Raw genomic sequence first — 24,452 nt, 5'->3', positions numbered from 1 at the left:
CGAACAAGCAAGCCAAAAATTACAGGGTCGCTAAAAACCCCGGTAAAAACCGATCAAAAGCTGTCGTATTGATAGACAGATACTTGATTTGTGCTACTTGGCGCGTATTCGTCAAGCCCGCTAATCGCATAGCTCGAAAATGATACGACACTGTCGATTTACTCAAATTTAACTGGGCACTGACTTCTGAGCACGTCAATTCTCGACCAGCATGATAAAGGATACGCAAAATCTCAATTCGATGCGGTTCACCTAGAACTTTAAAAATATTCGCCATTGTTTGATCTGCTTGTTCGATATTCATAGAACAAGCGTAATTCTTTTGATCCTGAATGACAACCCCAGTGCTCTAATCAGCTAGCATCAAGGTAGCATCTCAAAAAACCACCGATCAATTCTAATTTGCGAATTGATCGGTGGTTCAGATGAATCATGCAACTTTAATAAAACGATGGTTTGTCCCACTCAGTCCCCGGTTCAACAACGCCAATATTTGCGTATTGGTATAAGCTAGGGTGTCTCACGATGGCAGTCACTAACTTCGCCACTGCTTGACGTGTTACCTGAGTTCCGCGCAATGGCTGGCCTTCTGGCACGATTTGATACTTTTCGTTGCCGTTTTCGTCGTATAACCATGTCATGCGAAGATAAGTGGTATTCAAGCCGCTGTTTAAAATCACCTTTGCGGCCTGTTTGTATGGTGTGTAATCTCCCATCATCCGCGCATTCCAGTTGCCAAACTTGCCGGCAACTTCATCGTCAATCCCAAGGCCGCCTGCGACAATCAACCGTTGGACACCGGTATGCTTCATCGCTGTGACAACATTTTGATTACCGACGAGACTGGAACTTGCCAGAAAAACGATGTCTTGATTCGGCATAACCTGTTCAATATCGGCTTCTTGATTCCAGTCGCCGTCAACCAACGTCACACGTGACTCACCTGCATATTGCCCCAACCGTTGCGGTGCTTGGCGGGCAAATAGCGTTAGGTTCACAGTTTTATCTGCCAACAAATCTGGAATTAAAAAGCGTGAAATCTGACTGGCAGCGCCAAGTATGAGGACGTTTATCATTCACCATACACTTCTTTCGCCAGATTAAACGCAGACCACGCCTTTGGCCAGCCGGCGTAAAAAGCGAGATGAGTGATTTCAGCAACGACTTCCTCTTTCGTCAGTCCGTGTTCTTTTCCTAATTGTAAATGGGCTTTGAGTTGTGGAAAATCGCCACTGGTCATAAGGCAAGCAATCGTGATCATGCTGCGATCATGGGCAGATAGTTCATTCTCTTTTGCCCAAACTTCCCCAAACAAAACATCGTCATTCAATGCAGCAAACTGTGGGGCAAATTTTCCCAACTGTTTGCGTCCTGCTGTTTGTTTTGCCATCTTATTTTTCCTCCGTTAGCTGCGCATAAGCTTGATCCGATACAGGTTCCAACCATTCACTAGTACCTTTGGTGATCGCCACATGACTAAACCAGCTGTCCTTAGTTGCGCCGTGCCAGTGCTTCACGCCTTCATGAATCGTGACCACATCACCGGGATGCAGCAATTGTGCTGGCTTACCGGCTTCCTGGTACCAGCCCTCACCGCTTGTGACCAGTAAAATCTGAAAACCATTGTGATGAATATGCCAATTGTTCCGGCAACCAGGTTCGAATGTCACGTTGGCAACAGTCACATCGATCTCATCTGCCGCGGCGACCAAACCATTCAGATAACTGTTGCCCGTAAAATACTGTTGGTAAGCGGTATTAGCTTCACCTAAGCCGAATAATCCGGCGTTTTGATTCTTGTCATTCATGACGAATGCCTTCTTTCAATGTTTAAGTTTATTATCGGTCCGATGGCTTAAAATGTATAATGCTTATATAGCATATAGTATTATGATATTTCCTTATGTATCGGAGGCCTTTTCATGGAATTACGAACATTACGCTATCTCGTGGCGATTGCCGACGCCGGTACGATTACGGCCGCTGCCAATGCCATCCATATTTCGCAACCTGCTTTGTCGCGGCAAATGCAGGAGATGGAAACAGAACTCGGTACAAAGCTGTTTAACCGAAAAAGTCGGGCAATAAGCTTAACCGCTAATGGGACGTATTTGGTGAATCGCGCCAGACAAATTCTCACGTTGACAGACGCTGCGGTTGCAGACATTGTCGATGACCATGCCGTCAGCGGTACGCTGGCAATTGGTCTTGGCGAGTCACGACTTAATCAGATTGTGTTAAAGGCAGCGCAACAATTGATCGCTGCTTTTCCTGATGTGACACTGCAGCTATACAGCGGCAATGCCGATGATATTAAGGAGCGGTTAGACCATGGTTTACTTGATTTTGGGGTCGTGATTGATCCGGCTGACACTTATAAATATGCCTATCGCCGGATTCCAGGTGAAAATCGCTGGGGACTGCTCATCCCCATTTCTGATCCGCTAGCGGCGCAAACCGCTATTTCACCAGAAACGATTCGGGGTCAGGCGTTGATCGTGTCGGAGCGCGAACCTGTTGTCAAAATGCTCACTGATTGGGCCGGCCACGCTTTTAACCCTAATCAAGTCGTGGCTCGCTACAACTTGATTTACAATGCTGGTCTGCTTGCTCAACTCGGTTCCGGGTATATTGTCGGTCTCAGCCATTTAATCGGCCATGATGAAATGCAGCTAAAATTCATTCCCTTTTCTCCGACACTAACCACCAAGATGGCCTTAATCTGGACGAAAAACGTCCCAATGTCTGGCGCTGCTCAGAAATTTTTGGAAATTTTCAACCAATTAATCGAGACTGTTTAGCAGGCAACTAAAAAAAGATCCGCACAAGGCCAACTAGCCAAAATGCGGATCATTTTTAAATCTTAAAAAGTCAGTTACAGTTCTTTGTTTCGCAACATTAATGCTGACGAGCCAATCATCACAACCAATAGCACTAAACTGACAGCGATGTACGGTGGCAATGCACTAACCTTCATGCCACCGACGCCGATATTTTGGGCGACGCCGAAGAAGTCGATATATTTAATCCAGTCCCACTCACCGAGTACATGGAGCACACTAACAATGAGGGGGAAGACCACCACCACAATCGCCGGTATCATAATCGACCCAGTTAATACCAGCAGGAACACGCCAATGCTGAAGATCACACTCACAAAGAAGGTCGCAGCCACGAAACTCAGACTAAAGGTTCCAAACAATGTTCCCAAGCTCCCGCCTAATGGGCGTCCAGCAACAAGTCCGGCCATCAGTACGGTTAGGAAATTGACAGCGAATAGTAGCAGTAAGTCCAGTAACATCACCAAATACTTGGCTAGGACAAACGCTAACCGCGAGATACCCGAGATTAAGGTGTTTTTGTAAACCTTTTGACTGAACTCATACCCGAAAACAATGACAAAAACGCCGATAAAAACGTAAAGTAGCATCGTTTCACCCATATTCGCCACTTTAATGCCAGTTAAAACTGACCACGATTTACCCCCAACTTGGGCAAATTGACCACTGTCGCCACGCACTGTCACGCCGCCAACACTCTGTCCCAAGGTTGTCGTGGCCGCATAGATAATCGTCAGCACAAGCATGATGTACATGCCCGTTGTATGGATTTGGCGATAGAAGTCGGCCCGAATTTGATTAATCATGCTTGCCCCTCCTGCTTCTCTGTTTGCCCCAGTAACTGCATGTAAAATTGTTCCAGTGATCCAGCTTGATGACTGATATCCTGAACACCCACGCCACTGGTCACAAGCAATTGGTTCACCCCCGCTGCATTAACTTCCGGTTGTCTCAACAAAAGATGATGATCGTCAATGATGTCAAAATCTTGATACCCATGTTGATCCAAAACCTGTGCTGCCAGTGCCGTATCATCAACGGTAGCCGCTAAGCCTGATTGATTGGCTTTATCCAGCTCAGCCTTGGTCAGTTGTTTGATCATCCGTCCATGATGAATAATGCCAAATCGGGTGGACACTTGATACAACTCACTTAAAATATGGCTGGAGATTAGAATGGTTGTCTGCTGCTCCTCGTTCAAGCGTTTCAATAATTGGCGAAATTCCATAATACCCGAAGGATCAAGGCCGTTAATCGGTTCATCAAGAATCAGAAAATCCGGACGCGGTAAAATCGCTAACGCCAAACCTAGTCGTTGTTTCTGTCCTAAAGAAAGATGTTTGACTTTGGTGGTTTGCTTCGCTTTGAGTCCCACAAAATCAATGGCTTCCGTGATGGCCTGTTTATCTTGAATGCCATGTTGAATTGCGCACAACCGCAAATTTTGGTAAACGGTCAACTTCTCAAACGCTGCTGGGCTTTCAATCACAGCTCCAATTCGACTAAGTGCATGTTGATAGTGACCAGCTTGCTCACCTAGTAATGTGACGGTTCCGTGCTGCATCGGTGACAAGCCGGTAATCAACCGCATTAAAGTAGTCTTACCCGCCCCGTTTTCGCCAATTAAGCCATAAATATCCCCTTTTTCAACTGTGAAACTGACCTGATCTAATGCCTGAAAACGCCCAAACTGTTTGCTAACATGTTCAATCGTTAACACTGATTGTGTCATAGCAATCTCCCTCCACCATTTTGTCACCGCTTTTTGCTTACAAAATCAGCTTAACGGGCCTTTCTTAACTGGCTATATAATGAATCCTTAATTAAACCTAAATTGTGAAAAACTGCTCTTATAGCTTACACTATTAGGAGAGAGCGTGAGCAGCCGCGGTTAGAAACCGGAGCATAAGTGGCCTCAAGTGCGATGGTCGCACTTTGACCATCGTACTTGAGGTCCTTATGTGCAGGTTTCTGCGGCTGCGAACGCGTTTAAGAGAGCGTGAACCAGCCCGGTTAGAAACCGGAGTGTAAGTGGCCTTGGGTGTGATGGCCGCACTTTGGCCATTGCGTCCAAGGTCCTTACACGCAGGTTTCTGGGCTGGTGAACGCGTTTAGGAGGTGTGACAGCATGGGCAAAATCTTAATTGTCGAAGATCATCAAGATATTCAAGCCTTGTTAAGAGATGTATTATCACCCTACTACGCTGTGATCCAAGCTTATGACGGTATCAGTGCCTTAGCACAATTTCATCAGGAAGCACCTGACTTGATTATTCTTGACTTAATGCTGCCAAACGTCACCGGTGAAAGTGTTTTGACGACCATTCGCAAAACGTCTAGCGTGCCAGTTTTGGTCCTTACCGCCATTCAAGACAAGCAAAAAACTGTCGCGCTTCTGCAACAAGGCGCCAATGATTATTTAACCAAACCGTTTGACATTGACGAGTTATTGGCTCGGGTTCAGGTGCAGTTGCGTCAAACGTTGCCTGCACCATCGGCTAAAGCACAAGATCACTTACAGGTTGGTGAAATCACGCTGAATCTCAAACGTCATGCGGTTACTGTCAACAATCAACCGCTGACCCTGCCGAAAAAAGAGTATGCGATGCTGGCGTTGATGATGCGCGATCCCCATCAAGTTTTCGACAAACAACAATTATATGAGCAGGTGTGGGGCGAGCCGTTCATGAACGCAGATAATACGCTGAACGTGCACATTAGCAATTTACGCACCAAAATCAATGATCTGGCAAAAGATCCGAAGTATATTGTATCAATCTGGGGCATCGGCGTTCGGTTGATATAGCTAGTTAGCTACGGATCATTTTTAAGGATAACTGCTAGCAATCGAAAAATGTTTTTCAAAGGAGAAGGCTATGCTTGGTATCATCATCGGACTCAGCGTCATTTGTCTTGTATTGGCGATCACTCTTTTGTTGATCATCATCGATATCCGCCGTATCAATCGCGAACTCACCTATATTAATCACATCGAGACTAACGCTGGGGTGACAACCAATACCAATTTTCCTTTGGTTCGTAAACTCGCAGCTGGGATTAATGACAATCTGAATGCCACCCGCCAGTTGCGGCTTGAGCAAATTGCGCAAGAAAAAAAGATTCATCAGATGTTGCTGAATTTGACGCATGATATTAAAACCCCGCTGACCGTCGCAACTGGCTACGTTCAACTTCTAAATCGCGATCCGCACGCCGACGCCAAACAATCGCTGGCCCGCGTGGCACACAATTTGCGGTCTGTTAATTACTACTTACATTACCTGATGGACTTCAATCTCATTCAGGAAAAATCCACGGCGTTAAAGCTAAAACCTATCAACTTATCAAAATTACTCGAAACTGAATTATTTGATTATTTTGACCAATTGACGGCCAATGGTATGCAGGTAACCCCAAAAATCGCGCCCAATCTTGTTTTAACAACCGATGAGACGATGATGCGCCGAGTTTTCCAAAATCTTATTGGTAACTGGCTAAAATATGCCAAGAATCAGGCTAGTGTCACGCTCGTTCGCCAAGATGAGCAGCACTTGACCATCACCTTCACCAACAACACCGACAAACCGCTTGCGAATGCTGACCAGCTCGTTGACAGGTTCTACACAACCGATTCGGCTCGGACAACCCAAAGCGTCGGCTTGGGTCTGAGCATCGTGCAATCACTCACCACCACGCTTGGCGGGAAAATGACGCTGCAAGCAGACAGGCAACAATTTGCTGTCACGCTCACCTTTCGCGACCACAACGTCTAAGATCACGCCTTTGCCTAGTCCATTCGTGAACTGGGTTTTTAAGCTGTCATTCAAAAAGCATCAGTTCATACAAAACACTTGCTTTTTGTAAGGAGATTGCTATTCTAGTAACAGCTTACAAATTGGAGGGGCATGATTTGAAAACACAACAAAAATGGCTTGTGGTTGCTGCTGCAGCACTCACTTTTGTACTGACTGCATGCGGTACCCAATCGAGCAAGGACAGTTCTAGTTCCAGCAAGCAACAGGTCTGGCACCGAATGGAAGCCGATGTGTTGCAAACGCTTGATCCAAGTAAAGCATCTGAAGGTGTCTCTGGACAGGCTATCATTGATACCATGAACGGGTTATATAAATACTACGGTCACGACCTGCAACCAGCCATGGCGACCAAAATCGTGAAGCCGACAAATAATGGCCTCACCTACACCTTTACGTTACGCAATGCCAAGTGGAGTGACGGCACCCCGGTTACAGCCCAAGATTTCGTTTTTGCTTGGCAGCGAACCGTTGATCCAGCTACCAAGTCCACTCAGGCCAACATGTACTCTGGCATCAAGAATGCGGACGACATTCGTGCAGGCAAAAAGCCAGCAACAGATCTGGGCATCAAGGCTATTAATGATAAAACTTTAGAAGTCACGCTTGAACACCCGATTCCTTACTTCAATAGCTTGTTAAATAACGTTGCGTTTTTCCCGCAACCTGCTAAGAAGGTTAAGGCATGGGGCGCCAAGTACGGTACCAAGTCGCAATATACTTTGTCGAACGGCGCTTTTAAATCCAAAGGCTGGACCGGCACTGGCGATAAATGGACAGAAGTTAAAAATACCACCTATTGGAACAAAAAGAATGTTCATTTGACGCAAATTGACGTTCAGGTAGTTAAGGATACCAATACGGCACTTGACCTATATCGCACTGGTAAGCTTGACGATGCCAATTTAACCGGCCAGCTCGCTGCCCAACAAAAGGGCAAGACTGGCTATGTTGCCACTAAACGGGCCCGGACTTACTTCCTTGAATTAAATGAAAATAAGGTCCCGGCATTCAAGAATACCAAGATTCGCCAGGCCATCTCCATGGCGATCAATCGCGACTCTTTTGTTAAAAATGTGTTAGCCGACGGTTCTATTGTCGCCCGTGACATTACCCCGGCTGATCTCAGCCAGCTGCCGGACAGCAGCACCGATTATGCGACAGCGGTCGCCAAGAACACGAAGGCCATCACGACTTACAATAAGAAGAAAGCTCAAACATTGTGGGCAGAAGGCCTGAAAGAAGTTGGCACCAAAACAGTTGATGTTGAGCTGCTAGGTGATGATGTTGATGCAGTCAAGGCAACTCAAGAATATCTTCAAGGTGCTTTGCAAGAGAATTTGCCAGGCCTCAAAATCAGTATCGCCAGTGTGCCAGCTAAGAACCGTCAGCAGCGCGCTGCCACCCACGATTTTGACATGGTCCTCAGTACTTGGGGGGCGGATTATCCAGATCCCAACACCTATCTCGATTTGTTCACGAGTAACAGTGAATACAACCATGGCCAGTGGCAAAATGCTGACTATGACAAGCTCATGGCCAAGAGTAACGGTGCGGATGCTAACAAGCCTACTGCCCGCTTCAAGGACATGACTGAAGCTGAACAGTTGCTGGTCAATCAAGCCGGTGCCATCCCGCTGTATCAACTCGTTTCAGCACGCATGGTTAATCCGAAGATCCATGATCTGAAGACGAGTCCGGGCAACAGTTTCAACTTTGTTTACGCCTATCTGAAATAAGCGCTTCACGGCGTTTTGAAGAAACAATCTAGGCTAAAAAAAATCCTTTGCCGTGCCAAACCCCGCAATCTCCGGCCAGCTGGGGCTTGCGACGCGAAGCTAAAGCGGAGACGGCGCTTCGAGCCCGCAAAACCTGCGGTCTCGAAGTCGCCTAACAACATCAGCTCCAAGCCCGGTCGCTGTGTTGTTTTCACGGCTGAGCCCCATCTGGCCTACGATTGCTCCGCCTTGGCACTGAGATCTTAAATCCCGACAGTTATCTATGAGAAAACGAAAGACGCCCGATTTTCCCTGCAAATGGAAAAATCGGGCGTCTTTATTTTTCAAAGCTGTGAATGATGTCCTCACCCTGTTGCCATTAATAAGCATTATCAGCATCAATCACTGGCGGCTCAATCGGTACCATTGTCCGCTGATGTTGACGATACGTGGCGATTTCTTTTACCCCGTGACGTTTAAGCATCGCTAGCGCATCAGCAAAGTTTGCCTCGTATTGCGGTCCTTCATGCGCATCACTGCCAATAGTAAACAAGTGACCACCCGCTGCTTGATACCAAGCAATCGCCTGATCATACAGTGGTGCATTGCCCCAGCGATACATTGACTTCGTATTCAACTCCAACGCCAAGTCATTTTCGACGGCAATGGTAAAAATTTGATCCAACAACGGCTTGCCCCAAGCTTCTAGCTGGTCCGGTGTGATGTCAAATCGGCGCAAGGCATAGTCAAAGTGTGCCAAGACGTCGGCATCATGAAATCGTTTGAGGCCAGCGAGCATCCGTTCAAAGTAATCTTCAAGCTGCTGTTTAGCTGGCATGGTGATCAATTGCTCATCCAGATAATCGTAATGACCATCATGATGAAAACTCAAAAGTGTCAAATCAAAGTCATGGTTGTCCAAGTACTGTCGGAATCGAGCATCGGCAGGAGCAAAATAGCCGGCTTCGATTCCAAGCAAGAATTCGTTCGGAAATTTTTCGGCCAGAGCCGCCTGCGTTGCCTTCATCCTAGCATAATCAGGCAGATTATCCCGGCCGCCATCATCAGGATTATCAAACTCTAAATGTTCTGTTGTCACGACAGGCGCCTTTGTCTGCGTTAAGTAATCACGGAGTTGGGCTTCGGAATCAAATGAATACAAGGTATGCATGTGCTGATCATAAATTGTCACGAATGAGTTCCTCCTTCTAGTGGGGTCAGTGTCCTTTACCCTACTGACAACCAATGATAGTTAGGGTTTCGAACCATGGCTTCTTATAACATAAGCATATCATAGACTGAACTTGCAATCGAAAATAGATGGCATCGCGTGAATCGACCGAGTTGCTGTGTTTGTGAACATGTTTTATGAAACAAATCAAAAACGACCTGTGTTATCCCCTAAAAATGAGGATGACACAGGTCGTTGTTTCTAACAATTTAACTGGAAATCATGCAAACTTAGAAATCGGCCCATCTGCATGTTGCGCTTGCAACGCATCAAACGCTTGCGGGGATAATTTGCCGAGATCAACAAGCTTGGTTTCAATTTGATCTAACACACTGGCACGGTCAGCTGCTGAGTGCATAAAGTCATAACGATCACGATCAATTGTAATCATGGACGAGCGCGTATACCCCTTCGCCCAATCACGATAAGCTGTGTTGACCCGCCGATAGTAATCGACCAACTCCGGCTTTTCGCGAATATCTTCCATATCGCGACCACGACTTTGAATTTCGTCAATTTCGTGATCTGGATCAATTTTCAGATAAACTGCTAGATCAGGAAAACCGTTCCAAGGACTGCCATTGACATTACTTTGCATCTCTTGAGACAGTGTCACATAAACATTGAAATCAACATCATCGATTTCACCGTGTTTATGCAACTGCGAGGCCATCACGAAGTCTGATTCAAGCGAAGAATCCATGATCGCGTTTTCTTGGGTCACAGCCTTCTTCAATTGCTGGTAACGGAACGTGAGAAATGCAATCTGCAACATCGCGCCGGTTCGCTTACGACTCTCAACGCCTGCACCATAAAATTTTTGCAGCATATTGGCGATCATGCCATTACCTTCAACATCTTCATAATATGCCGGTGCCTGCATATCTTCTGACAAAACTTTTGTCAGCGACGTTTTTCCTGCACCAATACTGCCTAAAATGTAGATCACAGTTCTCGCTCCTCAATTATGTTTATTATGTTGCGCCAACAACAAACATTACCACAAACACAGCTAAAGCACCACTTAGATCGTTTTTAGACCCAGCTGCTTGCGGCCCCGATTGAACCATGGGCTAACCGTGAAGGCCAAAATATCATTAATGACGTAAATGCTGGCATTAATCGCCATCGCTAAACTGGCATCCCCTTGCGCAAAAGTAATGGCCCATAAAACGAGCTGAGCCACGCCACTGAACAACCACCAGAAGTACTGATTGTTGTATCGCAGGAAGCAAACAATCCCACCAGTCAATGAAATCGCAAAAGCCATACCATCAAAAATTGGCCGCGGATCATTGGTAAACTGGCCGATCAAATAGGCGCTCACCGCCCACACAATCAACGTAAAGCCAATTGACAGCATCCATTTCTGGGCATTGAATGTCTTCAAGTTGTTCTTAGTATCATCATTCCAAGTCCGAACGCTAATCAAAACTGGCAAATCAAGTGTCACCACATAGGCTAGCTGTTCAAACATTGATAGATAATTGCGGGCGATAAAGCCGACATAGATAAAACATGCGGCACTCAAAAGACCTAACCACCCATTGACTGCTTTAGTGGCATTAATGGCCAAGACGCAAAGCACACCCAAAGTTGTCCCAATAAAAGTAATGATAGTCACGGGCGTTATCTTAGCATCTACAAGGGTCATCAACTGACACCCAAAAGCAAACCAGAACAAATAATAGTTCTGCTGCGGCCACCCCTTCAACTGATGCATCAACCAACTAAAATAATTCCCAGATGTTTGCACAAACAAGACTCCCTTAAGCTTTCGTTTTCGTTGCACTGACAACGACTATGCTCTATTATGCAACAAATTTTTTTAAATGTAAGTCTTGAATATACAATATATTGGTGTTAGCGAGTATGCTCACCACTACATGTGCCATTTTAGGTGAACCGCTTACACAACGCTAATCACAGCAAAAATAGCATGGGATCAGCAGAAATGATGCTTTTGGGGCATTAGCAAAGTCGCTTCTTAGAAAATCTAACGTGCCCAAAATGGCAGTCATACACCAGTTACATTGCGTGAAGCCCGATATAAACGATCAAGCAACTTCTGATCGTGTAATTCGGGCCGCTGATTCCAAGCCCATAATGCTGGGTAACCTCGCAAACCACGCCATGCATGTGGTGCATAAATCACGCCGCCTTGCGCATTGGGGTCGGTTGCCGCATACAGTGCTGGCAATGCCGCCTGATCTGGCGATTGCCGGAGAAACGGCAGCAAGCAAAAACTCAACGCACCCATTCGCATCAACCACGCAGTTTTCCTTGAGCTGATTGTTTTCAAACTCGTTGCGGCTAATCCCGGACTTGAGCCAGTCACGGTCACCGACTGTCCTGCCTCTGTCAATAGCTGATTGAGCTTAACCACCATCATCGCTTGCGCCAGCTTGGTAGTCGTATAAATCGTCCAAGGGCGATAGTCATGGCCATCAAACTGATTAAAGGTCAAATGTGGTCGACCCATGGCGATTGAGGCAACGTTAACCACACGGGCATGATCCGATCGCAATAGTAGCGGCATCAGTTCGATTGTTAAGATAAATCCGGCAAAATAATTCACTGCCCACATCAGCTCGAGACCGTCACGGGTCAAGGTACGTTTAGCGGGCATCATCACACCGGCATTATTGATTAAAATATCCAGCTTAGGAAGCATCCTCAGCAGGCGGTTGGCTAAGTGTTTAGTGGCTGCTTGATCCGCCAGATCAGCGCCCATAAACGTGACATTTTGTTGACCGGTTTGCGCCCTTAACTTGGCTGCAGCAGTGACGCCTTTTGATGCCTGTTTGCCAACGATGATCACCGTCGCCCCGTGCCGCAACAAAGCAGCACTCATTGCAAACCCAACTCCGCTGGTACCACCTGTTACGACCGCATAGCTGCCGTGAAGATCAGGCATATTTTTTTGCGTCCAATGTCGTATCGGTTCCCGCATAGGCCACTACCTCCGTTTCAACAACAACTGCCATTTGACTGCAAGAATTTATGCCTTTTTACGCCGTTTCAACATCACCCGCAGGTTGCCTTGTGCACGCTGAAATTGAAGAAACTGGCGGCGCGTCCGTTCAACCATCTGATAGCGCTTCGGATTCTTTTTATAAAAGTCTTGATGATAGTTCTCGGCTGGCCAAAAAGTCGCAACAGGTTCAATTGCAGTGATGATTGGCCGCAAATAACGCCCAGAAGCAGCCAATTCAGCCTTAGCCGCTTCCGCTATCTGGCGTTGCGTATCGTCTTTGACAAAAATCACAGGACGATATTGACTGCCGCGATCTTGAAATTGCCCCAGTGCATCAGTCGGATCAGTTAACTGAAAATAAAGCGCCACTAATGCGGCGTAGCTCATTTTGCGGGTATCAAAAATAATTTCAACGGCTTCAACATGCCCGGTATAGCCGCCGATCACTTGTTCATAAGTGGGATGTGCGCTATGCCCGCCAGTGTAACCCGAAGTGACTGCGGTGATACCAGGCAAATCGACGAATGGTTCAACCATACACCAGAAACAACCGCCAGCAAAAATAGCCCGCTCCTGAAACGGCATGTCGCGATCAAAATGGGCACTCAAATCTGTCTGCACAGCCCCTACTGGATCACCGGTCTCTGCTCGATAAAAGTCAGCCACATCCGGGGTCAGGTTATCACGCATCGCCAATGGCCGCAAAGATGATTCAAGTTGCGCCCAGCCTTCCGCCACTGGTCGCCCGGCCTCTACCAAATGTTTGGCCTGGCGCAATTGTTCGCGCTCAAATGCACGCGTTCCCGGTGCAAGCATCAAGTTAGTCACCTTAGCTAAAAATACGTCTTGCTCCATGTCACCAGCTCCTTTTAAATGTGCTTATCAAGTTAACGACAATGAATAAGCCTGCCTATTTTTACTAAGTTATCACGGTCACAAAAACGAGGCCAGCCCATATCTTAAGGCAAGTATACGCGCGAACGGCAAATTTCGATAGCGCACAACCTTTTTGTCCTGATGAACCTAACCGAGCCTCCTAACATATAGACAACTGCGCACCTAAAAAAGCATCCATAGCCGTCTTGCCTACAGATGCTTTCCCAATATTTTTATGATAATTCTTCTTTTAATCCCTGATCACGAAACTCAGTGTTGTCCATCCAGTCAACCTTAAATCGCCCGTTGTCATAGGTAACCTTGCTAACACTGGCATTCGTGAGTTCGGTCCGATTTGGCAAATCGCCACCATGCGCTCGTAACCACAGGAGACTGGCCGTGCCATGGCTGACAACCAACACATTGGTCTCATTCGCAGCTTCTGCGGCTGTCACAATTCGGCGCATGGCAAAATCATACCGAGAAACCACTTGTTGCGTATTCTCAGCTTGATTAGTTGCATCAGCTGCGTGTATCCCATCAGGAATCGCTTCCAGCGGCATTTTACCGCTGCGCACAAGAATGTGATAATCCGGAACACCAAAAACCTCCTGTGAAACATCCTTTAACGATCGTCCTTCAAAAACGCCATCATTTTCTTCACGCAGTCCTTTGTCGGTTTCAATTGCCAGCTTTACCTGCATGCCCAGTAAAATTTGTTGCGCAGTTTCCTGTGCTCGAAGCAGATCACTGGCAACGACTCGGTCGATCATCAAACCGCTTGCCCGCAACCCGCGGCCCAAAGCCAATGCCTGTTTACGGCCACGCGCATTGAGTTGCGAATTGGTGATACCTTGAATTAACTGGCTGACATTACCGGCTGTTTCCCCATGACGAACAATATAGAAATGAATCACGAGCTCCTCCTGTGTTTCCGTTTAAACTGCAACTGACGCTAACACCCAGCTTGGGGCATCTCCACAAATATCACGCCCTGAAATAGCCAAGACTGACAATGATTATTTACCGAAAATTTCCTCTTTCAAACGCAATCCGGTTGGTGTCGTTGCTAAGCCGCCTTCGCCTGTTTCCCGTAAGGTCGCTGGTAATTGCATCCCGACACGATTCACAGCCTCAATCACTTCATCAGCCGGAATAACACTGATGCAACCAGCCAACGCCATGTCAGCAGAAATCATCGCCTGACTGGCGCCCAGCGCGTTGCGTTTTACACACGGCACCTCAACTAACCCAGCGACTGGATCACAGACTAACCCGAGCATGTTCTGTAAGGTAATGGCAACTGCAGTCGCTGCTTGCTCCACCGTACCGCCATTAGCCGTTACCAACGCAGCTGCCGCCATTGCACTCGCAGAACCGACTTCCTCTTGGCAGCCGCCTTCTGCACCAGCAATTCCCGCATTATTGGCAATCACTAGGCCAAACGCACCAGCGGTAAAAAGAAAATCCAACTGTTGATCATGACTTAGATGCAACCGATCACGCATAGCAAGCAGAACACCAGCTAAAACGCCAGCTGATCCTGCAGTGGGTGTGGCACAAATCAAGCCCATTTTGGCATTAACCTCGTTAACAGCAACCGCATTGCGAACAGCCTCCATGATCGGCTTGCCGCTCATGAACTGACCACTGGTGACATAGGCGTCTAATTTCTTCGCCTCGCCGCCAGTCAAACCGGTAACACTTTTGACGCCGGCGATGCCTTCTTTGACGGATCGTTCCATCACTTCCAGATTACGGCTCATAAGATGGCGAACTTGTGCCTCCGTCCGTGTCGAGTTTTCAACCTCGGTATGCACCATTAACGCAGCAACAGATGGAAACGCGTGACTTTGCTCAATCAATTCTTTGACGGTATAAAACATAGGCGACTCCTTTATCAAAACATCAGGGACAACAATTAAAAACGACTGTCATTCGAAGTAAGTGACATTCACCATATGCGGCAATTGTTTCAACTTAGCCAAAATATCATCTTGATAGTCGTCTGTTTCAATAATCATGATCGCCTGCTCGCCTTTTGATTCGCGAGTCACAGTCATGGTACCGATGTTAATACCAGCATCGGAAAAGATTTTCGTCACCTGCGCGATCATCCCGGGAACGTCTTCATGAATTGTAATATAAGTTGGCTGCCCCATACTCAGAGAAATCTTAAAGCCATTGATTTCAGTAATCTGAATATTACCGCCGCCAATCGATACCCCAGTCACGGCTAGCCGGTGGTCGCCTTTTTGCAGCACGATATGCGCTGTGTTTGGATGATCAACTTTGTCGCTTTTCGGTACAAAGCTAACCTTAATGCCTTGATCATAGGCAAGCTTCATTGATTCAGGTAGATGCGGATCATCCGGCGCCATGCCTAATAATCCTGCGACCAAAGCCACATCTGTCCCGTGGCCTCGGTAAGTCTTGGCAAACGATTCATACAAGTAAATCGTGATCGTTTCTGGTGCTTCACCAAAAATATCGCGAACCACTTTTCCAATTCGGGCGGCACCTGCTGTATGGGAACTACTTGGGCCGACCATCACTGGACCGATAATATCAAACACACTATGAAATCGTACATCTGGCATGGCTTTTCTCCTTTAACATGATGCAGTTTGCTAGCTAATCCAAGTGGTGAACTAGGCAAAATAGGCGTTCGCCAAAACTTTACCAACACGCGCAGGCGAGCAACACCACAGTGTGATTCTACCACCCTAAACATGGCGGCGGACAGGTTTCGCTGAATTCTCGCGGCATTCTCATACAAAGCATTCAAAATGATCCATTTGCAGGCGATCACCCCGACATTAGACGTTTTGAACCAACTGATCAAACATTGGTTTAAGGGCGACAACCCGCTGTTGTATGTCCTGCCAAAGCCGCACGGGATCTGCCCAAATCGGATCATCTGCCAAATAAACTTTTCCTAGAAGGAACTCCGCCTTTTTAATCGTCTGAAATCGAGCCCCAACTGTCGCTAAATTGGCTGAAGTCAGTGGTAACATCGCCTTATCTGTATGCTCCCCTGCCACTTGCCATTTTCCCGGTAAGGTTGTTGCCATCGCGGTGATCCCCGTCAATACCCGCGACGCCGGCTTACTTTCACGTAAAACTGACAGCCACAAGAAGAGCCGATCATCCCAAAAGCCCAGCGCCAGATGCGGCACCATTTTGTAACCGCGTGAACTGGTTGAAAACGCGACCCATGTATTCGGCGGCGGATTGCGATAGCGACGTTGATGCTTCGCAATGTGCGAATAGATCGCCTGCTGATCTGTTTGCAGCAGCGGCACAATCACCGTGGCGGCCTCAGCAAACTTGGGATCCAATTGTTCGCGAATCAGATGCATTCGTGTCGCCAGCGTTGTCGCCTTAAAAACGGCGAAATCTTCAAGTGTAAACAGAACCACAACCTCTTTTCCAAGATAAGAACATGTTACAATGAGGGCATATGAATGCGTTTAAAAGGAGGCACCATTAATGTCAGACGATAATATGCAGGAACATCTGAACAGTGCGATTTACGGTCCCCCGCAGACCAAACCCGATGAACGTCGAGCCTATATGGGCTCTTTGCGAGAACGTGTTGCTCTACAGGTCACCAATCAAGCATTGGCCGACCCTAAACGACAAGCGCAAGTGCAACCTTTACTCAAAGACTTTCACGCTCATGGTTATAAAGCGTTGCTAAACGGGAAGCTCGATAATGCCATCACAGGCCCCTATATGAAAATGCTCACGGATGCGAATGTGCCATTCACGCTGGTGGCTAATGAAACCGCGCAAACAGCCGAAAAGGCCGCTGGATTGCTGATTGTTGCCGACACGGCGATTAATCAATCGAATGTTGATCTGCCACCACTTGAGCAAGATTCTGAAAAGCCGAAAAAACGTGGCTTTGATTTTTTTAAAAAGTTATAACCAACATCTGCCGAACATGACGGCAGATGTTTTATTTTTCGCTAAACAGATACGTGAGTAAAGCAGGTGCAATTGAATGCGCCGCGCCCATATCTGGTTGTTGTGGCAACATTAAGTCGGGAATCGGATCGACACTGATGATGATAGCTTGGCCTTCATGCTCAGCAGCATAGGCGTCATAAAGATTATCAATCACGATATCAACGGCGGCAATCGGCAATTCAAGCGCATCAGCAGCGGCAACCGCAAGTTGGTTGTAGCTTGGATCGATTTCGGTTGTAACATCATAAATATCGCCACCTGTTTGCGGATGCGCCGCAGACGCAAGGAAAATCTGCTGACCGCGCCGCAAGACAGTATTCATCGTAACCGATTGTAACTTCAACTGCCGATTTGCTGTTTCGTCAAGTTTGAGCTGCCGTGCATTCGGCCGCTTACCATTTTTCAACGCAATCAATTCTTTGATTGATTTACGACCATCGCCAACCACATTGGCAGCGGCATTTTCCAACACACTTACCACACGGCGACCTATAACAGTAAAATGATACGTTGTTCCCCGCCCCATCATCTCGACCAATACGCCGTGATCTTGGTTAGCAGCGTGAAAGGCTTGGGCGAATTGTTTGGCAGTTGGCGGCACCGCAAATTGCTCAACAGCAAGCCCATGACTACGCTGTTCAGGTTTCACGACGATACTTTTACGGGCAAAGCTTTGCTCAAAAGCAGCTTTAGCTTCAGGCCAACGTGTGAACTTGGCGCCTCTGGCAACAGGTAACCCAGCCGCCGCTAACACCTTTTTGGCAGCATGGCGATGTTCTGCTACCACCATGGCACTAGCAGGTGTGCGGCTAGTCAACGCACCGTCAATCAACACATGGCGCTGAGTATCACTGGCAATCTGCAGAATGTTCTGTTCCCGATCCAGCAAGGTCCACTGATACCCGCCATCAATCACTGCCTGAAGCAAGGCTTGACTGTTGCCTGACAAGTTACTGAAGCCCGGTAAATCTTCTTCCATTGACAAATCTGCGTGGGCTTGCGTTGCTAACGGTGTTTGAGCTGCTGAAATATCATGATAAGCCGCCGCCACCTGACCCGCAATCGTCGTTTCTGGCTTCAGGACTCGGCTTTGCATCAACTCAAAAGCTTGTTTGCGTTGCGGTGTGAGGCCGACCTGATTCAGCCAGACCGCCATGGCATCAATCGGTGCTGTCAAACTCGCGACTGGTGCCGTGGGATCGCCAGCAGCAATCTTCTGTGCTTCTGCCAAACTATGCCGACGCACCTCAGCCGCCGCGGGCAATGGAATCGCTGGTTGACTCAAAGCAAACCAGCAACTGTCGATTAAAAAGTTCAACATTTGTTCCGTAACACCGCTCGCCGCATAAGGATCAAGTTCCACTGCAACATCCAAAGCCAATGTTCGCGCTAAGTGATCAGGGTCACTGACCTTTTGAACCAGTTGTCGTTCTTGATCCGGCGCAGGCCAAAATGCCCGGCCGTTTTTGGCCGGTGAAGCGGCAAAGAGATAAGTCAGTAACGGCAATTGTGTGATCAACCCATCAGCGACCAAATCATAAATTTGATTCCGGTACGTCACATAATCAGGGCCATTCCCTTGAAAATTTTCCGCCGTATAAAGCCGCTCAAACAACACTTCCGGCAAAACAATGCGAATGCGCTGATTATTTTCCAATCCGGCGGTGAAAACCGGCAGCTTGCCGTTTTCTGGCAGCGCTGCCCAGACGCGGCTGAGTCCCGCACGCAAATACGCCACAACTTCGCTGGGATCGTCTAAAAGCGGTGTCGTCAACTGTAACATTGTAGCCGACACCTGCTGCACCAACGCATGCCGACTCGCATTCGCCCACACTGGCAGCTGCTCGCCTTCCGCCAACACCGGCTTCACCGTCCGAATCACCCCAATCCGAGTGTCGTCCCGTAAGCCAAACAAGTTATTTTTCTGGATCAGTTGCCAATAATGATTCAACATGTGTCATTCCTTTATTTGATGATCTAGAATTAGATTAACACGCAGACAACAAGAGCGCGAGCCGGCGCGATCAGAAACCGGAGCGTAAGCATCCCCGTGCAACAACAACCGCCTATTTTCAAGTCACATCTCTATGCTAAACTAAGTCAATCATCTTAAAAGTACTTCCTATAGTTAACGTCTATTTTTAAACTGCCACACACACAAGGAGGGTTCGCCTTGCAACAACCGCTTGCCTACCGCATGCGTCCACAAAATTTAGATGAAGTTGTCGGTCAACAAGACCTTGTTGGCCCAGATCGCATCATTCGTCGCATGGTCAGCGCCCATCGATTAAGCTCGATGATCCTCTATGGCCCGCCCGGTACCGGTAAAACCAGTATTGCCAGTGCCATTGCTGGCAGCACCAAGTATGCCTTCCGTATTTTAAATGCCGCTACCGACACTAAAAAGGATCTTCAAATCGTGGCTGAAGAGGCCAAAATGAGCGGGACCGTCATCTTGCTGCTAGACGAAATTCATCGGCTGGATAAAACCAAGCAAGACTTTTTACTGCCATTGTTGGAAAGTGGCCGCATCGTTTTAATTGGGGCAACCACCGAAAACCCTTATATGAACATTCAGCCAGCCATTCGCAGCCGAACTCAAATCTTTCAGGTTAAGCCACTGACGCCAGATGATATTGCAAGCGCCATCAACCGGGCTTTAGCTGATCACAAACGCGGACTTGGTGACTATCAGGTTGACTTACAGCCTGACGCACTTGATTATCTCACCCATGCAACCAATGGCGATTTACGATCAGCGTTGAACGGGCTTGAATTAGCGGTATTATCAACCCCAGCAAGCGATGACGGCACGATCACAATTGATCTAACTACCATTCAGCAAAGTCTGCAAAAGCCCGCTTTGGCTGGCGATACAAACGGCGACGCGCATTACGACATTATTTCGGCCTTTCAAAAATCCATTCGCGGCTCCGATGCTGATGCAGCTTTACATTACCTCGCTCGGCTAATCGCCATTGGTGACCTCAACAGCATCACCCGCCGACTGCTGGTCATTGCCTATGAAGACATTGGCCTTGCCAATCCAGCCACTGCTAGTCGCACCTTGACCGCCATTCAAAGTGCTGAACGTCTCGGATTGCCGGAAGGTCGCATTCCACTGGCTGATGCTGTCATTGATCTTTGCCTCGCACCTAAAAGCAACTCCGGTATCAAGGCTATTGACGAAGCTCTCGCCGATGTTGAAAACGGCAATGCCGGCCAAATCCCAGATGATTTACGCGATGCCCATTATCGCGGTGCCAAACAACTAGGCCATGGTATCGACTACAAACTGCCGCATAACTATCCCAACGGCTGGGTTGCACAGCAATATCTGCCTGACAACCTTAAAAATAAACACTACTATCAGCCTAAGGCCACCGGCAGATACGAAGCGGCACTGGCTCAGCGACTACAACAACTTAAAGACTGGCAGCGTGATGCGCAAAAGTCTAAGAAAAGGTAACGTAAGCGTTTACGCTTGCAACTACTTGCCTTCCCGTGCTACTATAACTATGAAAGTTCTAAGGTGTTCGCGCTTCCTTAACTATCAGTTGACCGAACAGTATCGAGACCTTGGGACCGGAAGAGTCTTGGACGGTGCTGCTATTTCACTTAGCGGCTAATGTCTCTGGCGTCTGGGCCCACATAGCTAGTAGCGGGTTTCAACGATCCGGGAAGAAAACGGCACCAATTAGCCTTTCACAAAAACCAAACCTGTTTTTGGCCGGCCCAGTGCCGGCTTTTTTTGTGGAAGCGTGAGCCAGCCCGGTTAGAAACCGGAGCATAAATGGCCTTGGGCGTGATGGCTGCTCTTTCGCCAGCGCGTCCAAGGTCCTTACATGTAGACTTCTGCGACTGCGAACGCGTTATAGAAAGCTAGCCCAGTGTCAGTTATAGCCTTCCGCAAAAAAATAGCCTCAAGCGTGAGCTAGCCCGGTTAGAAACCGGAGCATAAGTGGCCTCAGCCATAAATGGCTGGGTTTTGCCATTTATGGCTGACGTCCTTATGTGCAGGTTTCTGGGCTGGCGAACGCGTTATAGCGAAGCGTGAGCAGGAGCGCCTAGGAGTCGGAATGTAAGTGGCCCTGGGCGTGATGGCTGCTCTTTGGCCAGCGCGTCCAAGGCCCTTACAGGTAGACCGAACCCGTTAATGTTAAGTGGGAACACGAGCGTCTAAAAGTCACTCAATTTTCAGAAAAATCCCCCCGCCATTCCCTGCCAGCTATGGCATAATAAAGAAAACAGATAGGAGGACTCTCGTGACTCTCTTGTTAATGGGCATTTACGCCGTAGTAACGTTTGCCTTAGCAGCCTATACATGGTCGCATCGTGAACAAAACTTTTTGATTATTAAGAAACCAACACCGGGATTAACCCGTTTTCTTAAACTATTTGCTTGCCTGTTTGTCCTTGTTGGCATTGCTGCTATCATTGGTGGTCTTTTCTTTCCGCTCTGGGCAAATCTCGTGATTTTGGTCGTTGGTGCCTTCTTAGCCATGATTTTCGTGCTAATTAGTCTGACCCAAATGAAGTTGTGAAACGCTTTTCATTTAATTCCATGATTAAATCAAGTACAATGAAGGTAGAGGTGATGAGGAATGTTACAACAATATCAACATATTTTGGTTGCGATCGATGGCTCATACGAAGCTGAGTTGGCATTCAAGAAAGCGGTTGCCGTTGCAAAACGGAATGACGCAGAATTGATTCTCATTCATATTGTCGACACCCGCGCGTTCCAGAACGTTTCCAGTTTTGACTCAGCGATGGTTGAACAAGTCACAGAAAACGCGAAGAGTACCATGGAAGGCTATGTGGATCAAGCCAAGAAGGCAGGATTGGACAAGGTCAGTTTCAGTATTGAGTATGGCGCTCCGAAGACGATCATCGCCCGTGATATCCCAAAGGCTAAGAATATCGACCTTATTATGATCGGCGCCACCGGTTTGAACGCTGTTGAACGCTTACTGATTGGGTCCGTCACTGAATATGTGACACGAAACGCACTTTGCGATGTCTTGGTTGTCCGGACCGATTTGGCCAACAAACCGGCACTGGCAAGCACTAAAAAGCCAACTGACAACAGTGATAAATAATCATTATAATTTTAATATTCAAGTAAGATAGGTCATTAAAACCTGCTTAAAAAATAAAAAAATACCTGAGACATCTGGCTCTTAAATCAGCCGATGTTTTCAGGTATTTTTTTCGTCATAGACGGCAGCATCTATGAGGATTTTTCAAGCTGTCTCAATATTTGGTTTTTGCGAGACCATTTCTGCGACTAAGCTCGTTTCCAAAGGCGTTGAGCCTGTCACTCGGGCAAATGCGATCGCAATTTGATAACTTTTAGAGGCATCGGGGTCACCCAAAAGCTTGAGCGCCCTTGCTTGTAATGCAAACAATTCATCTAGAAGGAAAAGTTTATCGTGCTTGACTGCCTCTCGAACACCCAGATCAGTGTATTTGAGGACGGCCTTAAAGTCACTGAGTTCATAATAAATTCGGGCAATGTGCCAATAAATTGTCAACTCAACATCCAGATATTTACTGTCAGACAGTGGCACGTGTTTCAACATGCGTAACGCTTGATCAATATAGACTCGAGATCGGTCAAACGTATGCTTGGCAGCATAGGCCAATCCTAACCCCAGCGTTGCTAGAATACCAAAAAGGTCACGTTCGGAGTTAACTAACGGGCTCAGGACTCGGCCAAAGAAATAAATCGCCTCATCCGGTGCATTGTTTTTGAATAGTTCGATAATTCCTTGATAATAATAGTAGCGCTTTTGGTCATCATCATTCTTGATCTTATCCAACCGAATCTTACTCAAATTCTCCGCAGCAAGTGCATATTGGTGGTGCTGAATCTGAAAATCAATACCGGTCAACAGTTGCTGAACCCGATCATGATGCTCGACAACAATGTCATCCAGCTGAATTCCTAAACGACCAATTAATCGCATCAAAATATTCATGCTTGGCACTTTATTACGCTTCTCAATCAAGCTAATTGTAGCTTGCGTGCAAATATTTGCCGCCAGCTCGGCCTGCGATAGACCCTTCAACTTGCGATAATAACGGACCTTATCCCCCAAGATCCGCAGTGTTTGCTGCTCCTTTCGCATACTTATCACTCCCCAGTGTTTCAGTTAAGTGCATCAACATAGAATTTTGGCAAGGCTTAACCCTTAACCTAGAGTCAATTATACGGATAAGTGGTTTTAAAAGCTAATAATAACAACTGATATTTATTCAATTTTTAAAAAATATCTTTTTAGATTTTGATCTTTTGTATCTAAAAGCCACGAGATATAAATTTTATAATATAAACGCAAAATAAAAATGCTTATTGATTATAAGAATTTTTATCATCAACTATTCCCATAATATCGGTTAGTTTCTTAATCCGTTGATCTGCTGCTTGCTGATTTTGAGTGAACCGGGGATCACGTAGCGGGACTGCTAAAGTATATAGACCAGCAGCTTTTGCGGCGGCAATACCAAGCGTTGAATCTTCCACCGCGATCGCTTCCTCAGCAGCCACGTCCAGCACCTGCAGCGCTGCCAAGTAGACATCAGGTGCCGGTTTAGTGCGTGTGAAGTCGGCGCCGCTAAGCAATTGATCAAAATACTGACGCAAGCCTGTCTCTGTACACATCTTTTCGATGAAGGTCAGATCTGAGGCTGATGCAATGGCGGTTTTGATATCATGCTGCTTCAACCATTGTAAAGTTGGCCGTGCACCCGGCATTACAATCTTTGCATACGGAATCGGATGGGCCTGTTTGTAGGCCACATAACCTGCTTGAAGTTGCAGAGCATCTTTCGAAGGCGCAATGATGCGCCAAACATCGGCCATATTGCGCCCTAATAACCCAGCCAACTTGCGATCATCGGCTTCAATCCCCACCTGACGTAAATAGGCCAGTCGATTTTCTAAGGCACACGGCTCTGAGTCGACAATCACGCCATCCATATCAAAAATAATAGCCTTAATCAAAGCCGTGCTCCCTT

26 protein-coding genes are annotated in these 24,452 nt (G+C 47.1%); 8 read left to right on the top strand and 18 right to left on the bottom strand.

Going from position 1 to position 24,452, the window contains the following annotated elements; translation table 11 throughout:
- Window positions 1–19: 19 nt before the first annotated feature.
- The 4 genes from ACWPAB_RS06760 to ACWPAB_RS06745 form a co-directional block, all read right to left on the bottom strand.
- On the bottom strand, window positions 20–304 hold the full coding sequence (locus ACWPAB_RS06760) for an ArsR/SmtB family transcription factor (protein WP_003570026.1): 285 nt from the start codon (window positions 302–304) through the stop codon (window positions 20–22).
- 136 nt (window positions 305–440) lie between these two features.
- Window positions 441–1,076 (bottom strand): NAD(P)H-binding protein, encoded by a 636-nt coding sequence (locus ACWPAB_RS06755; RefSeq protein ID WP_003570024.1) that lies wholly within the window; start codon window positions 1,074–1,076, stop codon window positions 441–443.
- Complete coding sequence (locus ACWPAB_RS06750; protein ID WP_003565067.1) at window positions 1,073–1,390, bottom strand: carboxymuconolactone decarboxylase family protein; 318 nt, start codon at window positions 1,388–1,390, stop codon at window positions 1,073–1,075. The genes ACWPAB_RS06755 and ACWPAB_RS06750 overlap by 4 nt, the downstream gene beginning before the upstream one ends.
- A gap of 1 nt (window position 1,391) precedes the next feature.
- Window positions 1,392–1,808: a cupin domain-containing protein gene (locus tag ACWPAB_RS06745; protein WP_003570021.1), complete on the bottom strand. Its 417-nt coding sequence runs from the start codon at window positions 1,806–1,808 to the stop codon at window positions 1,392–1,394.
- A gap of 114 nt (window positions 1,809–1,922) precedes the next feature.
- Here ACWPAB_RS06745 and ACWPAB_RS06740 point away from each other — a divergent pair, with 114 nt between their 5' ends.
- Window positions 1,923–2,801 (top strand): LysR family transcriptional regulator, encoded by an 879-nt coding sequence (locus ACWPAB_RS06740; protein WP_016381908.1) that lies wholly within the window; start codon window positions 1,923–1,925, stop codon window positions 2,799–2,801.
- A gap of 74 nt (window positions 2,802–2,875) precedes the next feature.
- On the opposite strand, the gene ACWPAB_RS06735 is transcribed toward ACWPAB_RS06740, so the two are convergent.
- Together ACWPAB_RS06735 and ACWPAB_RS06730 are read right to left on the bottom strand one after the other, a co-directional pair.
- Complete coding sequence (locus tag ACWPAB_RS06735) at window positions 2,876–3,646, bottom strand: ABC transporter permease (RefSeq protein WP_003570017.1); 771 nt, start codon at window positions 3,644–3,646, stop codon at window positions 2,876–2,878.
- Entirely contained in the window at window positions 3,643–4,572 is a 930-nt protein-coding gene (locus tag ACWPAB_RS06730) for an ABC transporter ATP-binding protein (RefSeq protein WP_003565060.1), read from the bottom strand. Before ACWPAB_RS06730 ends, ACWPAB_RS06735 begins: the two co-directional genes overlap by 4 nt.
- A 396-nt stretch (window positions 4,573–4,968) precedes the next feature.
- On the opposite strand from ACWPAB_RS06730, the gene ACWPAB_RS06725 reads away from it, so the two are divergent.
- The 3 genes from ACWPAB_RS06725 to ACWPAB_RS06715 all read left to right on the top strand — a co-directional run bounded on the left by ACWPAB_RS06725 (window position 4,969) and on the right by ACWPAB_RS06715 (window position 8,391).
- The gene (locus ACWPAB_RS06725) at window positions 4,969–5,646 is read left to right on the top strand and encodes a response regulator transcription factor (RefSeq protein ID WP_003565058.1); all 678 of its coding nucleotides are present in this window, start codon (window positions 4,969–4,971) and stop codon (window positions 5,644–5,646) included.
- Window positions 5,647–5,716: 70 nt separating this feature from the next.
- The gene (locus tag ACWPAB_RS06720) at window positions 5,717–6,613 is read left to right on the top strand and encodes a sensor histidine kinase (protein ID WP_003584253.1); all 897 of its coding nucleotides are present in this window, start codon (window positions 5,717–5,719) and stop codon (window positions 6,611–6,613) included.
- Between the two features lie 137 nt (window positions 6,614–6,750).
- Window positions 6,751–8,391, top strand: a complete 1,641-nt coding sequence (locus ACWPAB_RS06715; RefSeq protein ID WP_003570006.1) for a peptide ABC transporter substrate-binding protein — start codon at window positions 6,751–6,753, stop codon at window positions 8,389–8,391.
- A 358-nt stretch (window positions 8,392–8,749) separates the two neighbouring features.
- On the opposite strand, the gene ACWPAB_RS06710 is transcribed toward ACWPAB_RS06715, so the two are convergent.
- The 9 genes from ACWPAB_RS06710 to ACWPAB_RS06670 form a co-directional block, all read right to left on the bottom strand.
- Window positions 8,750–9,562, bottom strand: a complete 813-nt coding sequence (locus tag ACWPAB_RS06710) for a PHP domain-containing protein (protein ID WP_003570005.1) — start codon at window positions 9,560–9,562, stop codon at window positions 8,750–8,752.
- A gap of 259 nt (window positions 9,563–9,821) precedes the next feature.
- Complete coding sequence (locus ACWPAB_RS06705) at window positions 9,822–10,550, bottom strand: deoxynucleoside kinase (protein ID WP_003565046.1); 729 nt, start codon at window positions 10,548–10,550, stop codon at window positions 9,822–9,824.
- A gap of 75 nt (window positions 10,551–10,625) precedes the next feature.
- A complete protein-coding gene (gene pnuC, locus ACWPAB_RS06700) occupies window positions 10,626–11,357 on the bottom strand; it encodes a nicotinamide riboside transporter PnuC (RefSeq protein WP_003565044.1) in 732 nt (243 codons plus the stop codon).
- 261 nt (window positions 11,358–11,618) lie between these two features.
- The gene (locus tag ACWPAB_RS06695; RefSeq protein ID WP_003570002.1) at window positions 11,619–12,554 is read right to left on the bottom strand and encodes an SDR family NAD(P)-dependent oxidoreductase; all 936 of its coding nucleotides are present in this window, start codon (window positions 12,552–12,554) and stop codon (window positions 11,619–11,621) included.
- 48 nt (window positions 12,555–12,602) lie between these two features.
- Entirely contained in the window at window positions 12,603–13,433 is an 831-nt protein-coding gene (msrA, locus tag ACWPAB_RS06690; protein ID WP_003570000.1) for a peptide-methionine (S)-S-oxide reductase MsrA, read from the bottom strand.
- Window positions 13,434–13,687: 254 nt separating this feature from the next.
- Complete coding sequence (locus tag ACWPAB_RS06685; protein WP_003565038.1) at window positions 13,688–14,371, bottom strand: histidine phosphatase family protein; 684 nt, start codon at window positions 14,369–14,371, stop codon at window positions 13,688–13,690.
- 102 nt (window positions 14,372–14,473) lie between these two features.
- Entirely contained in the window at window positions 14,474–15,340 is an 867-nt protein-coding gene (gene sdaAA, locus ACWPAB_RS06680) for an L-serine ammonia-lyase, iron-sulfur-dependent, subunit alpha (RefSeq protein WP_003569998.1), read from the bottom strand.
- A 48-nt stretch (window positions 15,341–15,388) separates the two neighbouring features.
- Window positions 15,389–16,054, bottom strand: coding sequence for an L-serine ammonia-lyase, iron-sulfur-dependent subunit beta (gene sdaAB / locus ACWPAB_RS06675; protein ID WP_003565035.1), 666 nt, complete (start codon window positions 16,052–16,054; stop codon window positions 15,389–15,391).
- A 219-nt stretch (window positions 16,055–16,273) separates the two neighbouring features.
- Window positions 16,274–16,876 (bottom strand): DUF1054 family protein, encoded by a 603-nt coding sequence (locus tag ACWPAB_RS06670; protein WP_003569996.1) that lies wholly within the window; start codon window positions 16,874–16,876, stop codon window positions 16,274–16,276.
- A 70-nt stretch (window positions 16,877–16,946) separates the two neighbouring features.
- Between ACWPAB_RS06670 and ACWPAB_RS06665 the strand changes: the two genes are divergently transcribed.
- The gene (locus ACWPAB_RS06665) at window positions 16,947–17,387 is read left to right on the top strand and encodes a YueI family protein (protein WP_003569994.1); all 441 of its coding nucleotides are present in this window, start codon (window positions 16,947–16,949) and stop codon (window positions 17,385–17,387) included.
- A 31-nt stretch (window positions 17,388–17,418) separates the two neighbouring features.
- Here the strand turns inward: ACWPAB_RS06665 and ACWPAB_RS06660 are convergent, their stop codons facing one another.
- Window positions 17,419–19,383, bottom strand: a complete 1,965-nt coding sequence (locus tag ACWPAB_RS06660) for a glutamate--cysteine ligase (RefSeq protein ID WP_003569992.1) — start codon at window positions 19,381–19,383, stop codon at window positions 17,419–17,421.
- A 219-nt stretch (window positions 19,384–19,602) separates the two neighbouring features.
- Here ACWPAB_RS06660 and ACWPAB_RS06655 point away from each other — a divergent pair, with 219 nt between their 5' ends.
- From ACWPAB_RS06655 to ACWPAB_RS06645, 3 genes are all read left to right on the top strand, one after another.
- Window positions 19,603–20,898 (top strand): replication-associated recombination protein A, encoded by a 1,296-nt coding sequence (locus tag ACWPAB_RS06655; protein ID WP_003569990.1) that lies wholly within the window; start codon window positions 19,603–19,605, stop codon window positions 20,896–20,898.
- Window positions 20,899–21,694: 796 nt separating this feature from the next.
- On the top strand, window positions 21,695–21,973 hold the full coding sequence (locus ACWPAB_RS06650) for a hypothetical protein (protein WP_003569988.1): 279 nt from the start codon (window positions 21,695–21,697) through the stop codon (window positions 21,971–21,973).
- Window positions 21,974–22,033: 60 nt separating this feature from the next.
- Complete coding sequence (locus tag ACWPAB_RS06645; RefSeq protein WP_003565021.1) at window positions 22,034–22,531, top strand: universal stress protein; 498 nt, start codon at window positions 22,034–22,036, stop codon at window positions 22,529–22,531.
- 144 nt (window positions 22,532–22,675) lie between these two features.
- On the opposite strand, the gene ACWPAB_RS06640 is transcribed toward ACWPAB_RS06645, so the two are convergent.
- Entirely contained in the window at window positions 22,676–23,563 is an 888-nt protein-coding gene (locus tag ACWPAB_RS06640) for a helix-turn-helix domain-containing protein (RefSeq protein WP_003565019.1), read from the bottom strand.
- Between the two features lie 221 nt (window positions 23,564–23,784).
- Window positions 23,785–24,438: an HAD family hydrolase gene (locus ACWPAB_RS06635; RefSeq protein ID WP_003569986.1), complete on the bottom strand. Its 654-nt coding sequence runs from the start codon at window positions 24,436–24,438 to the stop codon at window positions 23,785–23,787.
- Between the last annotated feature and the right edge of the window lie 14 nt (window positions 24,439–24,452).

Source organism: Lacticaseibacillus sp. 30, assembly GCF_053819265.1.
Note: the sequence above shows the minus strand (reverse complement) of the source record. Positions and strands in the feature narration are given on the sequence as shown.